The 14,331-nt window shown below is 52.9% G+C and carries 11 protein-coding genes; 6 read left to right on the forward strand and 5 right to left on the reverse strand.

The annotated features are described in order from the left end of the window. Positions 1-325: 325 nt before the first annotated feature. The 3 genes from QZP87_RS13550 to QZP87_RS13560 are packed head-to-tail and all read right to left on the reverse strand — an operon-like array spanning position 326 to position 3,113. Positions 326-928, reverse strand: coding sequence for a nitroreductase family protein (locus QZP87_RS13550; protein WP_291323455.1), 603 nt, complete (start codon positions 926-928; stop codon positions 326-328). Further along, entirely contained in the window at positions 925-2,697 is a 1,773-nt protein-coding gene (locus QZP87_RS13555; protein ID WP_291323456.1) for an aldehyde ferredoxin oxidoreductase N-terminal domain-containing protein, read from the reverse strand. The genes QZP87_RS13550 and QZP87_RS13555 overlap by 4 nt, the downstream gene beginning before the upstream one ends. Then, positions 2,697-3,113 carry a 4Fe-4S binding protein gene (locus QZP87_RS13560; RefSeq protein ID WP_291323457.1) on the reverse strand — a complete coding sequence of 139 codons (417 nt, stop codon included), beginning with the start codon at positions 3,111-3,113 and terminating at the stop codon, positions 2,697-2,699. Before QZP87_RS13560 ends, QZP87_RS13555 begins: the two co-directional genes overlap by 1 nt. A gap of 577 nt (positions 3,114-3,690) precedes the next feature. Between QZP87_RS13560 and QZP87_RS13565 the strand changes: the two genes are divergently transcribed. The 5 genes from QZP87_RS13565 to QZP87_RS13585 all read left to right on the forward strand — a co-directional run bounded on the left by QZP87_RS13565 (position 3,691) and on the right by QZP87_RS13585 (position 11,921). Continuing rightward, positions 3,691-4,869 carry a pyridoxal phosphate-dependent aminotransferase gene (locus QZP87_RS13565; protein WP_291323458.1) on the forward strand — a complete coding sequence of 393 codons (1,179 nt, stop codon included), beginning with the start codon at positions 3,691-3,693 and terminating at the stop codon, positions 4,867-4,869. 99 nt (positions 4,870-4,968) lie between these two features. Further along, positions 4,969-6,414, forward strand: a complete 1,446-nt coding sequence (locus tag QZP87_RS13570; RefSeq protein ID WP_291323459.1) for an ATP-binding protein — start codon at positions 4,969-4,971, stop codon at positions 6,412-6,414. 13 nt (positions 6,415-6,427) lie between these two features. Next, the gene (locus QZP87_RS13575; RefSeq protein ID WP_291323460.1) at positions 6,428-7,801 is read left to right on the forward strand and encodes a sigma-54 dependent transcriptional regulator; all 1,374 of its coding nucleotides are present in this window, start codon (positions 6,428-6,430) and stop codon (positions 7,799-7,801) included. Positions 7,802-7,979: 178 nt separating this feature from the next. Beyond that, a complete protein-coding gene (locus tag QZP87_RS13580) occupies positions 7,980-10,868 on the forward strand; it encodes a DEAD/DEAH box helicase (RefSeq protein WP_291323461.1) in 2,889 nt (962 codons plus the stop codon). A gap of 33 nt (positions 10,869-10,901) precedes the next feature. Then, positions 10,902-11,921 carry a hypothetical protein gene (locus QZP87_RS13585; RefSeq protein WP_291323462.1) on the forward strand — a complete coding sequence of 340 codons (1,020 nt, stop codon included), beginning with the start codon at positions 10,902-10,904 and terminating at the stop codon, positions 11,919-11,921. A gap of 3 nt (positions 11,922-11,924) precedes the next feature. On the opposite strand, the gene QZP87_RS13590 is transcribed toward QZP87_RS13585, so the two are convergent. After that, complete coding sequence (locus QZP87_RS13590) at positions 11,925-12,602, reverse strand: YkgJ family cysteine cluster protein (protein ID WP_291323463.1); 678 nt, start codon at positions 12,600-12,602, stop codon at positions 11,925-11,927. Between the two features lie 317 nt (positions 12,603-12,919). Here QZP87_RS13590 and QZP87_RS13595 point away from each other — a divergent pair, with 317 nt between their 5' ends. Next, on the forward strand, positions 12,920-13,759 hold the full coding sequence (locus QZP87_RS13595) for a M23 family metallopeptidase (protein WP_291323464.1): 840 nt from the start codon (positions 12,920-12,922) through the stop codon (positions 13,757-13,759). Positions 13,760-13,775: 16 nt separating this feature from the next. Here the strand turns inward: QZP87_RS13595 and QZP87_RS13600 are convergent, their stop codons facing one another. Continuing rightward, entirely contained in the window at positions 13,776-14,171 is a 396-nt protein-coding gene (locus QZP87_RS13600) for a cereblon family protein (RefSeq protein ID WP_291323465.1), read from the reverse strand. Positions 14,172-14,331 lie beyond the last annotated feature (160 nt).

Consider the following 14,331-nt stretch of genomic DNA (forward strand, 5'->3'; position numbering starts at 1 on the left):
CGCCCCGGTTGAATGCCCTTCGGGCTTGCTCTTCGAGCAATTCAACTGGGCAGGCAAAGTACGCAAAGTTAAAGACGCGAAGCAGGTGTATTGTCCAAAACCGGGACACGGTTTTGGACAAGGCTGCCTTTTCATTTGCCGTACACCCGGCAAATGAAAAAAATCTTCCTGTCTTCCTTTGCGACCTTTGCGTCTTGAGCTCGCCCGGTTGAATAGACCTTCGGTCTCCGGCAAAGCCGTATTCAACTGGGTAAATCTTCGAACGGGCGGTTAAGGTTTCTTTATATCTTGGGTTGAGGGTGTAGTCCTCTTTAAAAGAGCTGGTTCAGTCCTGATCGCTTTGCTTTCTTTCATAGCTTTTCAGCAGGACTTCTTCCAATGGTCTTTTGGGGACGTGGTGTACTTTTTTGTTGTCTCGCCAGTATTTAATATCATCTCCTGGCCTGATGATTTCCAGCACGACCATTTCCTTGGGCTTGCCCAGGGCCAGGACCAGCAGGATTTCAAATGCTTCAGGTACTTCCAGAACCCGGGCCAGGACATCTTTTTTAATTGACCCCACCATGCATCCCCCCAGGCCGGACTCGGTTGCCGCCAGCATAATAGTCTGAGCGGCGATACCCATATCCCAGGCAGCGGTTTGGGAATGCTTTTTTTCTCCCAGCATGACGATATAGGCTGAAGGCCTTTCACCCTTTTGAGGTCCATCCCAATCTTTGAGATAAGCCGCCCATGAAAGGGTCTCGAAAATGGACTGGTTGATTTCAGGGTCGTTGCTGATGATGTAGCGCAGAGGCTGCAGGTTGGCGGCCGAGGGGGTCAGCCTGCTCAGGTCAACCAGAGACGTCAGTGTCTCGATGCTGACCCTGAAGTTTTCGTAGAAACGGCGATAACTCCTGGAGCGGGCGACCATCTCGTAAATGTTCATGGGGCTTCTCCTGATTTTTCCCGGTGCTTGCGGGCCATATCCTGGAGTACTTTCTGGTACTCCTGTTTAAGGTTGTGCATATAGTCAGCGTCGATCCGGCCTTTCCAGGTGGTAACCTCCTGATATCTGGAGGGAATCTTTATGTCCTCAGGCCTGAATCCGGTTTTGAACTTCAGGGCCCAGCGGTGATATTTAATTTTTTCAACGCATTCATCAAGCTCACTTTCATTATATTCATATCCCAGAGAGTTCAAGGCCCTGAGGATATTATTTTTGGGGTAGGCCTTGCGGGCGAAAAGGCAGCCGACCATGGAGCACATCAAAATCCTGTAGTCCTCCTGATCCTGCATGTACTTTATGGACTTGTCCAGGTTCCTGGAATCCTTTTCCTGGTCCAGTCCATAGGCCCCGGTGTCAAGATGGGAATGCCTGAATCCCAAGGCCTGGCTGACAAAGTAGTTTTCCCCGGTGGCATAGCCAGCCATTTCCTGACCCAGAACACAGGCGAAATCCTCGCCTCCGAATTTTTCAGCTGCCTTCATGGTACCCAGGGCCAAAGTTCTGTAAAACTCATTGGGTTGCTGTGTCAGGTGCGCCAGGCCTTCACGGTAGGACTGTACATCGCCGAACTGCAGGTCGGCCAGGGTAAGATCCCTGGTAATGATTTTCTTTTGCAGGGCTTCTGTGGCCCAGGCCAGGGCTACTCCAGCACTGATGGCATCCAGGCCCGTTTTTTCCACGTCTTCAAGAAGGGTCAGAACCCCTGGACCGGTCTTGACTCCCAGCATGGTGCCCACCCCGAAAATGGGCTCGTAGTCGTATGAAACCTGGCGGTAAATGTATTCGTGCTCTTCAGCGAAACGTTCCCGCAAAAGCCCTATATGGATGCAGCCCACCGGGCACCCGGCACAGGCCACCTGCCTTAAAAGCAGGTCCTTACCGAATTTTTCACCGGAAATGCCTTCTACGTCGGGATCATAGGTGCTTTGCAGGTTACGCCAGGGCAGGGCCTGGAGTTCATTAAGGGGGATGATATTTTCCGGAGTGCCCAGGTCGTGGTATTTGCGCATTGCTCCGCTTTGTACTATTGTGGAATAGATATCGTTATAAACTTGAGTGTATTCCTTTCTGATATCCGCATCCAGATCCAGGTGGCTGTCCCCGGACAGGATGATACCTTTAAGGTTTTTGGCCCCCATGGCTGCCCCGCCGCCCATGCGTCCAAAATGACGATAGGTGTCCACATTGATGCAGGCGAAGCGGACCAGGTTTTCCCCGGCGGGTCCGATGCGCAGAATGCTTCTATGGCCGGGGTTGGCGGGTTTGAGATTGCGCAATTTTTTGCCGGTCTTGAAAATATCCATGCCTTGCAGGAAGTGAACATCCTGGATGCGCACCTCTCTGGAGCCCAAACCTATGCAAACCGGTTTTTTTGCCCGCCCCCGGATGACCAGGGCGTCATAGCCGGCGAACTTGAGGGAAAGGGCGGAGCGTCCTCCGGCGTGGGATTCTGAATACTGGTTGTTATAGGGCGACATAAATCCCAGCACTGTTTTGCTCATCAACGGAAAGTAGCCTGTCAGGGGACCGATGGCCAGAATCAGGGGCTGATCAGGATGAAAGGCGTCCTCATCCGGCAGCCCGAAATGACTGAAGAGTCCTGCTGCCAGACCGCTGCCTCCCAGCCACTCCCTGCGGCTGTCGAAATATTCCAGGGAGGATTTGCCGGTGCCGATATCCACTACAATAACCTTGAAATTATTATTCATTACTGATTCTCCTTGGATGTATCCACCATTTCCAGGCATTCGTGGGGGCAAAAGGAGACGCAGCGTCCGCAGTGTATGCAAAGTACCGGTGTTTCCCGGACCGGATCAAAGTAAATGGCATCCACGGGACAGGCTGTAGAGCACTCTGCGCAGTTTATGCACCTTTTTTCTTTGAAAAAAACTCCGCCACCCGGCCTTTGGCGCAGGGCCCCGGTGGGACAGGCTGCGGCACAGGCTGCCGGCTGGCAGGCCAGGCAGACCCTGGCCTCAAAACCGGTACTGATGCCGCCAGAGGTGCGTATCTGGATCCCAGCCCTTTTCCAGGACAGGGATTTGTAAACATTCCTGGCGCATGCCAGGGAACAGGAGTAGCACCCTATGCACCTTTCCATATTGGGGGTTCTAAGTACCTTCACTGGTGTCCTCCGGTTCGAGGCGGCAAATTAATATTTACCTCCGTCGAAAGTTTTATTAATGTACAGCTCGTTTTTTAATTCTAACGCGGGCTGTGCCCGCAACCCAGTAAAGAAAAGAGTTTTTTGACAGGATTAACAGGATTAAGAGATTGATTAAGAGAAAAACATTTTTGTCCTGGCCGGAAGCCAGGCCAAAAGGTAATCACTCGCCTTTGGCGATGGCTAATACAATCTGCGGCTTCCGGCCGTTGATTGCTTATCCTGTAAATCTATGCCTGCTACGCCCTTTGCGTGGTTCGTTTGTTTATTGTGACTGGATATGAGGTGTCAGTCACTAAAGCAGATTTTTATAAAACAGCTTCGCTGTTGTGTAAAGCAGTACAGCCGGGCAGCACGGTTTGCCGGACAGGCCTTTATGCGGGCTGCGCGGGCCGGGCTTGTGCGTCTGTAGTACTCTCAGGGTTATAAAATGACTCATTTCCAGGGACAAGCGGGTCCTGGTGGAGCCAGTACCCGTGCCACATGCAAAGCGCTAAAAAAGATACATCCCAGCATTATATTCAAGGAGCGAAAAAAGATGAAGTTTAGCAAAAGAGTCTCAAGTATTCAACCCTCGGCTACTCTGGCCATAAACGCCAAAGCCCAGGAGCTGCGTGCCCAGGGTGAAAATGTATTCAGCCTGGCTGTGGGAGAGCCGGACTTTCCCACCCCGCAGCATATAGTCAATGCTGCAAAAGACGCCCTGGATCAGGGTTTCACCAGGTATACCGCAGTGCCGGGCATGCCCGAGCTTAGAAAGGCCGTGGCAGGATATTTTTCAAGGACCTACGGGGTGGAATGCTCCCAGAATGAGGTAATCGTTTCCAATGGAGGCAAACAATGTCTTTACAACCTGCTCCAGGTCCTTGTGGATTCCGGGGATGAGGTTTTGATCCCGGGTCCATACTGGGTCAGCTACCCGGACATGGTGCAGCTGGCGGAGGGAATTCCTGTCATCGTGCCAACAGAGCCTGAGGATGATTTCCTGGTGACTACCAGAGAACTGGAACAGTATGCAACTTCCAGGACAAAGGTGCTCATCCTGAACACCCCTTCCAACCCCACGGGCTGTCATTACAGACTGGAGAAGTTAGAGGAGCTTGCCCGGTGGGCGGTTTCCAGAAATATTTTCGTTATCTGCGACGAGGTCTATGACCAGTTGGTTTATCCCCCTGCTGAACCAGCATCTCTTTGCAGCTTCTGGACCCGGCATCCGGATATGGTCGCCATAGTCAACGGACTGTCCAAGACCTTTTCCATGACCGGGTGGCGGATAGGATACGTCCTGGCCCAGCAGGACCTGGTAAAGGCCATGAGCAAGGTACAGGGACAATCCACTTCCAATGTCTGCTCCTTTGCCCAGAAAGGGGCCCTGGCCGGGCTGGAGGATTCATTCGCGATGGTGGGGGAAATGCGGGCAAGTTTCGCCCGGCGCAGGGATCTGGCTCTGGACATAATCGGTACATGGAAGGGGGCTGTATGTCCCCGCCCCCAGGGAGCATTTTATGTCTTTCCCAGGGTGGATGCATTTTACAACGACAGGGTGGACAGTTCCACGGAGTTGTGCAAAGTTATCCTTGAAGAGGAAAAGATCGCCCTGGTGCCTGGACAGGCCTTCGGAGACGACAGGTGTGTGCGCATTTCATATGCAGTCAGCGACGAGGTGCTCAAGGACTGCCTGAGCAGGATCGGTGCACTTCTGGCCAGGCTGGGTTGAATTGTTGTTTATTGACACCTTGAGAGTTCACCCTACAGCTAAACTTCTAAGGCGGGCCATGCAGATTGACCACGCCAGGTGCGTGGCAGGAGTTCCAGTTTGTTCAGGTTGTTAATACGTTCTGACCCGGTCAAACCTTTCCCTTTTGTCAAGTTTCTCTCCTGGAGTTCGCTGATTATTATACTGGCTTCCAGTCTGGCATTATCGATATTTATCGCCAACCATGCCAGAGAAACAATTATCAGCAAAAATCACGAGTTTGCCCTGCTCCTGGCGGAAAACCTGAATCACCAGATCTACCAGAGATTCACCCTGCCCACGGTACTCGGTTTCGGCCGGATAGAGCTTCGACAGGAGGCCCAGTACGAGCGTCTGGATCAAGTGGTCAGGTCCACCATTCACAGCTTCCATGTTCTTGACGTCAGGATTTATGACCACCAGGGAGTTGTTTCCTATTCTTTGAAAAAGGATCAGGTGGGCGAGACGGAACTGTCCGATTCAATGGTGGTTGCCGCCTTTGAACATGGTCTGCACAGTTTCAAGCTGAAAAAAAACATAACCTCATGGCAGGCCATGTTCAGATTTTCACTGGAGCCGGATTCCATTGTCCTTAGAACTGTATATCCCCTGCGTGCGGAAAGAACTCCTGGAGTCAAAGACGAGCTTATTATGGGCATCCTGGAATTCAACCAGGACATCACTTCCGACTATGAGACAGTGATCCACTTTCAGTGGATGATCATCATCGGTTCTTTCACTTTTTCCCTGGTGCTGTTTTTTCTACTGTATATGATTATACTGCGCACTGACAAAGTGCTGGACCAGAGAATACGGGAAAAAGAAAGGCTGGAAAAGGAGCTGCATTTAAATGAGAAACTGGCCAGCATGGGCAGGATGGTGGCCAGCATAGCCCACGAGATCCGCAATCCCCTGGGCATCATTCGAAGCAGCAGTGAAATCCTTTACAACCGGGCCAGAAAGCAGGGCTCTTCAGATGCCAGGCTGCTGGAGGCCATTTTCGACGAATCCAAGAGGCTCAGCCAGACCGTTAATGATTTTCTGGATTATGCCCGCCCGAAACAGCCCAGGCTGGAACAGGTGGACCTGGTGCGAATCTGGGAGGAGGTGCTGTCTTTTCTGGGCTCAGAACTGGAAAAACACAGCATCTCTCTGGAGAAGGATTTTCCGGAGCAAATGCATGTCATGGGGGATAGGGACCTGCTTTATAGAGCATTTTATAACATATTTACCAATTCCCTGCAGGCCTGCTCCCGGGGAGGCAGGATATGGGTGGTGATAAAATGGGACAATGCCCCGGTGGTGGTGGTTTCAGACAGTGGTCCCGGATTTGAGCCCTCCATGATTGACAGATACCTGGAGCCTTTTTACACCACAAAGGATACCGGAACCGGCCTGGGGCTGGCCATTGTTTCCGGAATACTTCAAAACCACGAGGCAGACCTCTATCTGAGTAATCAACCCCAAGGCGGAGCCAGAATTGAAGTGAGGTTCAACGCCGAACCAAGCAGTAACCAGAGAGGTTGAAAGCGATACAGCCATGAACAGCCATGTACTTGTTATAGATGACGAGAAAAACTACCTGCTCATCCTGGAGACGTTGCTGGAAGAAGAAGGATATTCCGTAACCGCCCTGTATGATCCACAGATGGCCCTGGATTACCTGGACGAGTCAGAAGTGGACGTGGTCATCACGGACATGAAAATGCCCGGGGTCAGCGGCCAGGATATCCTGGAGCATATCCAGAAACACCACTCCCAGATACCGGTACTGATCATGACCGCTTACGGAAGCATCGACGGTGCGGTTGAGGCTATGCGCTGCGGTGCTTTCGATTATATTACCAAGCCTTTTTCCAACGACGAGCTTATGCTCTCGGTACGCAAGGCGGCCCTTTTGTCAAAGTCGGAGCAGGAAAAGAGGCTTTTGACCCAGACTCTGGCTGAGCAGTACGGCCCGCACAAGCTGGTGGGCAGCAGCAGGGGCATCAGGGAGGTGCTGCAGCTTGTGTCCAAGGTGGCCCGCAGCAGGTCCACCGTCCTGGTCACCGGGGAGTCAGGCACCGGCAAGGAGCTCATAGCCAAGGCCATACATTACTCCTCTCCCCGCCGGGAGGGTCCCTTTATCTCTATCAACTGCATGTCTTTAAGCCCCGGGGTCCTGGAAAGTGAGCTCTTCGGGCACGAAAAGGGTTCTTTTACCGGTGCCACGGCCATGAAAAAGGGACGTTTCGAGCTTGCAGACGGGGGCACTCTTTTCCTGGACGAAGTGGGGGAGCTTTCCCAGGAGCTGCAGGTAAAGCTTCTGCGGGTCCTGCAGGAAAAGGCCTTTGAGCGTGTGGGCGGTTCCAGGACCATTCATGTCGATATCAGGCTGGTGACCGCCACCAACAAGGATCTGAAGCAGGCAGTTGAGCAGGGACATTTTCGGGAGGACCTGTATTACCGCCTGAATGTTGTGGGCATCCACCTGCCGCCCCTGCGGGAGAGGCGTGAGGATATCCCATTGCTTGTTGCGCATTTCATGCATAAAATATCTGCTGAAAATGAACAGGAGAACAGGAAATTCGCCCCTGAAGCCCTGGAATACCTGACAGCATACGAGTGGCCCGGCAATGTACGCCAGCTGGAAAACGTGGTGGAGCGCTGCATGATACTTGCCTCCAAGGATGAGATCGGGGTGGAGGACCTCCCAAGCGAGATCAAGGATGAAGAGGCCCAGTTCAAGAGTGCTGTAGATCTTCTGCCGGTAGAACTGGAACTGTCCGGAACTCTGGAAAAGATTGAGGCTGCACTTATTAGAAGGGCCCTTGTCAAAAGCAATTTTGTCCAGGTCAAGGCTGCGGAGCTGTTAAATATTTCCAAGAGCCTGCTGCAGTACAAGCTGAAGAAATATAATATCCAGCCCAAATGATATTATTACAGGGTTGCAGCAGATTTCTGAGTTCTTTGTGATGACTGGACAGTCAATAGGCGCTTTGCACAAATTTCAAACAGACATGTTGGTCGTTAAAATCGGTTTCTGGAACGAAGAACCAGGAACGAAGAACCAGGAACTTTGAACTCTCAAGGTGATGATAAGATGTGTTTAAATGCAAGGCATTGATAGATTATTGCAGCAGATGGGTCAGGCGGACCTGCAGGGGCTTACCCTGGTCGCCGTGAATGAGATACCCGCCAGAACAGCAGTATACGAGGACATAAGCGGCCTGCCTCCACCTTTGGTACAGGCCCTGGAATCTGCAGGCATCCGGAGCTTTTATTCCCACCAGGCCCGGGCTGTGAACCTGATCCGCCAGGGACAAAGCGTAGTCACCGCCACCCCTACCGCCAGTGGAAAGTCCCTGATTTACAACATACCGGTCCTGGAATCCATAATAAACGACCCTGCTTCCAGGGCCCTTTATCTGTTCCCCCTCAAAGCCCTGACCCGGGACCAGCTTCAGAATCTGGAAGTTTTGGGCAAAGCCTTGGGCCCGGATGTGTTGATGGATTGTGCCGTGTACGACGGCGACACAGATCCCCAGGCCAGGGCCGGAATCAAAAGAAGACCTCCCCATATTCTCCTGACCAACCCCGACATGCTGCACCGTTCATTTCTACCTTATCACCGGGGGTGGCAGGGCTTTTTTTCAGGGCTGAAATATATCGTTGTGGACGAGGTTCATACCTATCGCGGGGTCATGGGCTCCAACATGGCCTGGGTATTCAGGAGGCTCAAACGTATCTGCGCCTGGTACGGCCGGAAACCGGTATTTGTCTTCAGCTCAGCCACCATCGCCAATCCAGGGGCCCTGTGCAGGGCGCTTACCGGGCAGGAGCCGCAGGTCATCCTGGAAGGGGGCGCCCCGGCGGGTAAAAAGCACTTCCTGCTGCTGGACTCCGAGATGCAGGGAGCGGCCCAGAGTGCCATCAGAATCCTGCAGAAGGCCCTGGAGCTTGGTCTGCGCACCATTGTCTACACCCAGTCCAGGAAGATGACCGAGCTCATTGCCATGTGGGCCTCCCAAAGGGCCGGGAGGCTGAAGAAGTACATCAGCGCCTACCGGGCCGGTTTTCTACCGGAGCAGCGCCGGGAGATCGAGAACAAGCTGGCCTCGGGAGAACTGCTGGCCGTGGTTTCCACCAGCGCTCTAGAGCTCGGCATAGACATCGGGCACCTGGACGTGTGTTTGCTGGTGGGTTATCCCGGGTCGGTAATGGCTACCATGCAGCGCGGGGGCAGGGTGGGCAGAAGCGGCAGGGACAGCGCCATCATATTAATCGGCCACGAGGACGCCCTGGATCAGTACCTGCTTCGAAACCCCGAGGAGTTTTTCAGCCTGGAACCTGAAAGCGCAGTCATAAACCCCGAAAATCCAAGCATTATGCGCAAACATCTGGTTTGTGCCGCAGCGGAAAAGCCTCTGGGCCTCCATGAAGATATCCTGGACACAGAAGCAGAAAAGTGTATTAAATTGCTGGAAAAAGATGGAGAACTTATCTCATCCCGGGACCAGGGTTTTTATTATACCCGCAGCAGATATCCCCACAAGGATGTGAACCTGCGTGGCACCGGGCAGACCTACAGTATTTTCGAGAATAACACAGGAGAGTTTCTGGGTGAAGTAGACGGAGTCAGGGCCTTCAAGGAGACCCATCCCGGGGCTGTATACCTGCATATGGGGGATACTTACGTAGTCCAGGACCTGGATACCGAGACCTTTGCGGTGTACGTTTCCAGAGCAAAGGTGGATTATTATACCAGGCCATTAATCGATAAATACACCGAAATCGTGGAAGTTCAGGCCACCAGGGAGACCTCAGCCGGTGAGCTCAGCCTGGGGCGGCTTAAGGTTACCGAGCAGGTCAGTGCCTACGAAAAAAGGCTGGTGCGGGGACAGGCCCGCATCGGGCTCATTCCCCTGGATTTGCCCCCGCTGGTCTTTGAGACCCAGGGGATATGGTTTACTCTGGAAGACCGGGTGCGTCAGGAGATTGAGAACAAAAGGCTGCATTTCATGGGCGGTCTGCATGCCCTGGAGCACGGCCTCATCGGCTGCATGCCCCTGATTATCTTAACGGACCGCAATGACCTGGGAGGCATTGCTGTTCCCATGCACCAGGAGCTGCAAAGGGGAGCGGTTTTTATTTATGACGGTACACCTGGAGGTATCGGGCTTTGCAGACAGGCTTTTGAACTGGCGGACAAGCTCATAGCCAGGGCCGGCAGGGTGCTCTCATCGTGTCCATGCGAAAACGGCTGCCCTGGATGCATTTATTCCCCCAAGTGCGGTTCCGGCAACAGACCTCTGGAAAAGGACGCAGCCATGCATCTGCTGCATGCCCTGGGAGGTGAAAAGACTGGGGAAATAAAAGAACCTGCTGCTCCTGCCGTGGTCGGGAGCCTGGATCATAAAACCGGGCACGAAGTCAACAGGCATAAGAGCAGCCCAAAGGGTTTTTCCTATGCCGTGATGGATGTTGAGACCAGGCATTCGGCCCAGGAGGTCGGAGGATGGAGCAACTGCCACCGCATGGGGGTGAGTTTTGCAGTGGTTTATGATTCCAGGACCCTGGAATTTAATACCTTTGACCAGGAGCAGAGTTCTGATCTTGGGGCTTTTCTGGAGGATTTTTCTCTGGTAGTAGGGTTTAATATTTTGAAGTTTGACTACCGGGTGCTTCAGGGGGTTTCGGATTATGATTTCTTTTCTCTGCCCAGCCTGGATATTCTCCAGGAGGTTCAATCCAGGCTGGGGCATCGTCTGTCCCTGGACCACCTGGCCAGGCATACACTGGGTATAAACAAGACCGCCAGTGGCATGCTGGCCCTGAAGTGGTGGAAGGAAGGCAGCATGGACAGGATTATCGACTATTGCCGTCAGGATGTGGCTATTACCCGGGACCTGTATCTTTTCGGCCGGGAAAACGGATATCTATTGTTTCAGAACAAGGCCTGCAAAATGGTCAGAATTCCTGTCAGGTGGCAGGGAGCCTGATTTTTTTGGGCTTAATACCGACGGGGCGAGCTTATGGGCAAAAAAACCGTTGTTTCAGTGGTGCTGGCATTTCTGCTCCTGGGCGGGGGAACACTTGTGTGGCATTTTCAGTTTCGCGATCCCCCGGTGGAACCTGATGAACCTGGAATAGAGATGTACCCGGTGCAAGTGCCTGAAGACCCGGCGGACATCACCCGCCTGGATCCTCTGGAAGACTTTTTAATTGACCCGGAGGAGGAACCTTTAGAGGATGCCGAGGATTCTGAAAGGCTCCCGGAAGATCAGGTGATTACGGACAGGTTTGTACAGGACCTGGCAAACCTGATATTCAGGCACTATCATCCGGGATCTGTTCCCGGGGGTCAGGGCGTATTCACCCTGAGTTTCAAGGAGTTGAACATGCATTATGCCACTGAGCTTACCGGACTGCAGCACCAGTCTCAGGAAGTGCTGCAGGCCAGGGAGGAAATCCTGGGGCACCTGCTGCAGCCCCGGGTAATCGACCTGGTCGTGGACCGTTATGGCCCGGAACTCTTTGAAAGACTGGTGTACCTGGGCCAAAATGAGCCCAGGGAGGTGGCCACCCCCCAAGGGATGCAGGAAAGGCTTTTAAGCTCTGGTGAAATTGTGGAAATGCTGGAGATAACAGCCAGTCGTCTGGAGTATCTGGCCTACGTGTTTTCCATGACGGCACAGGAGCCAGGGGTGCTGGGCCTGGTGCAGGACTACCTGGATGCGGTGGAGGATCTTAATTCCGTCTATTTTGAATACTGGCAGGTGGAAGAATCTGATGATGACAGGAGAAGCGAACTTGCTTCCAGGATCAAGCAGCTGATAATGCTCAGGGAAAATATCAGGAGCAGGATCGTGGACCTGGTTTCAAAGCCGGCAATAGCAGAAGCGGGGCACGATGTGGTTTATGAAGCCCAGTGGATCTACAGGCGGGTGGAGAAGGGAGGCTTTTCCAGGGATTCCATCCAGGCCATGGCCCGGGGAGCAGAGGATCTGGCCGGAATGGCAAGGGACAAGGCGGACGGGCTGGTTCAGGAGTGACTGTCAGGTTCCGCTGTCTGGATTTAATTTCATGAAATCCATAAGGGGGCGGACCAGGTCCTTGAGGGGACGTCCGAAGTAGAAGAACATGTCCTCTTCATGAGCCCCGGTTTTTTTCTGAAATCCCTGCCGAAAGGAATCGTCAAAAGCCAGGAGACTGTTTATTTCCTCCCGGAGTGTCCCGGGGGTGTTTATTTCCTGTTGCAGCATGCTCGATAGTTCTGTAACAGGGCATTGCTCCTCGTGCATGCGGATGAGCTCATCCATGGCCGATCCCCGGGGAAATATATCCGCCCTGGTCAGGCGGTTTTCCTGGTAATAGTTCATCAGGGGGGCAGTGTTCCAGCATTCCAGAATGCTGCACTCCATGGGCCTGGAACCGTAAATGCTGCAATGGCCGGACCGGAGGTCCAGAAACAGACATCCCCGGTGACCGGTATCAGCTGACTTAATTTTGATCATTTCCCCGGCCAGAAGCACAGGAGTGCCCATTACGTTATCCATGGCCGGTTCTCCCCTGCGGTATAGAATCAGGGTGCTTCGCCCCAGGTTTTTCTGGGTGATGAGGGGAAGGTCTTCCTGGTGCAGGGCCGGGCTGTTTCTGCGGCAGCATTCTGCGCATCTGATGCATCTGGTCCGGTTTTTTTCCCGATAATTGCCGTATTCCATGGCTCTGACCATTATCCGTTATATGCCCGGGTTGTCAATGAAGGCGAGCCCCCTGCACCCTGTCTGCATTCTGGGATTGTAACCATTCAGGGGGTGCCGGAACCGGCCGGGGGACAGTCCCCGCGACAACATTTTTGTGGTTACTGAAATCATTAATTCGCAAAACTGATTGCTTTTGATCTGGTTAGTTCTTGCGGGGACAGTCCCCCGGCCTTGTGCCTGTAATCAATACCGAGGACCCCCTGAATGGTTACGAAAATCCAGATATACAATAACAGATAACCACAAGTTTTGGGTTTTTACTTATATTCATGTTGGAGGATGAGCAAATGACCAGGAAAATTATCTTTTTCCTGCTGGTGTTTTTTTTCTGGGCCATGCCGGTTTATGCCCTGGATATCCAGGTTCCCTCAGAAGTCGGACGGGGCGAACCGTTCTGGGTGGAGATCAGTTCTGATGAGAAGCTGACGGGAATAATGGTCGGCTGGATGGACAGGGAGTTTGCAGTGCCTGTGGATCAGCCCGGGGCGCAAAGGATCCTTCTTGGGGCAGGGCTTGCCAGAAAGGGGGCATACGAACTGGACCTGGTTCTGTACCGGGATGAAAAAAGCCGGAACAAGACGTTTACAATAACGGTAAAGGACAAGGAATACCCTGAACAGCATCTGAGCCTGCCCGAGGAAATGGTTACCCCTCCTCAGGAAGTGCATGACCGCATCGCCCGGGACAGAAAGCAGATAAGATCCGCACTGGGTTCCCTTACAATGGACAGGTACTGGGACGGTGACTTCAGGGAGCCTGTCCCGGGAGAGGTGAGTTCTCCTTTCGGTGTTCAGAGGTTTTTAAACGGGCAGCCCAGGTCTGCACACCAGGGAGTGGATTTCAGGGGACCGGAAGGTACACCGGTGAAGTCGATAGCCAGGGGACGCGTAGTTTTGACCGGGGATTTTTATTTCGGAGGCAAGACTGTCATACTGGATCATGGCCAGGGAATACATTCTCTTTACATGCACCTGAGCAGAATAGATGTTCAAGAAGGCAACTTTCTGACCAGTGGGGAAAAGCTGGGGGAGGTGGGCATGACCGGCAGGGCCACCGGGCCCCATCTGCATCTCGGAGTTTATGTGCTGGGGGATGCAGTGGATCCCATGTATCTGCTGCAGCGTTGATGCTTCACCTTTCATGCTAGGATTCCAGGATCAAACGGTCCATGATGAGCCCGTAAAACCCTCCGGTATCGGGTGCTTCGTAGCGCCATCCCAGGTGCATGAGGCATGAAACGCATACAGCGATCTGCCATGCATAGCCGGGGAACCAGGAAAACTCCTCGGTACTCGGGCCTGTACCCAGACAGTTTACAGCCCAGGAAAAGCAGCCTATCTCAAAAAACAGTCCGTGGGGGTTTACAAACACGTGCCTGTGGCTGCCGTTGACATTGATGCCTGCATCCTGACTGGTTATCCTGCTCATGCATCCGTAGCACAGCAGGTTGGGACTGCGCTGAGATTCAAGGGTGTCTTCAGATGAATCAGCACCCGGACTGAGAGTTTTTCCTGGTTCTTCCTTCAGCAGTAGCTGCATATAAGCTTCTCCATAGTTTATACCAGCTATAAATGCTTGTCCTTTTTATGTCAATACCGGCCAGGGGGACAGTCCCCGCGAACACTATTCCTGCACAAATATAAAAAGTACAGACGCGAATTTTTGTGAAGCTGCATAATCATTACTTAGCGGGGGACAG

The sequence above is a fragment of the Desulfonatronospira sp. genome (genome assembly GCA_003563255.1).
Lineage (GTDB): Bacteria > Desulfobacterota > Desulfovibrionia > Desulfovibrionales > Desulfonatronovibrionaceae > Desulfonatronospira.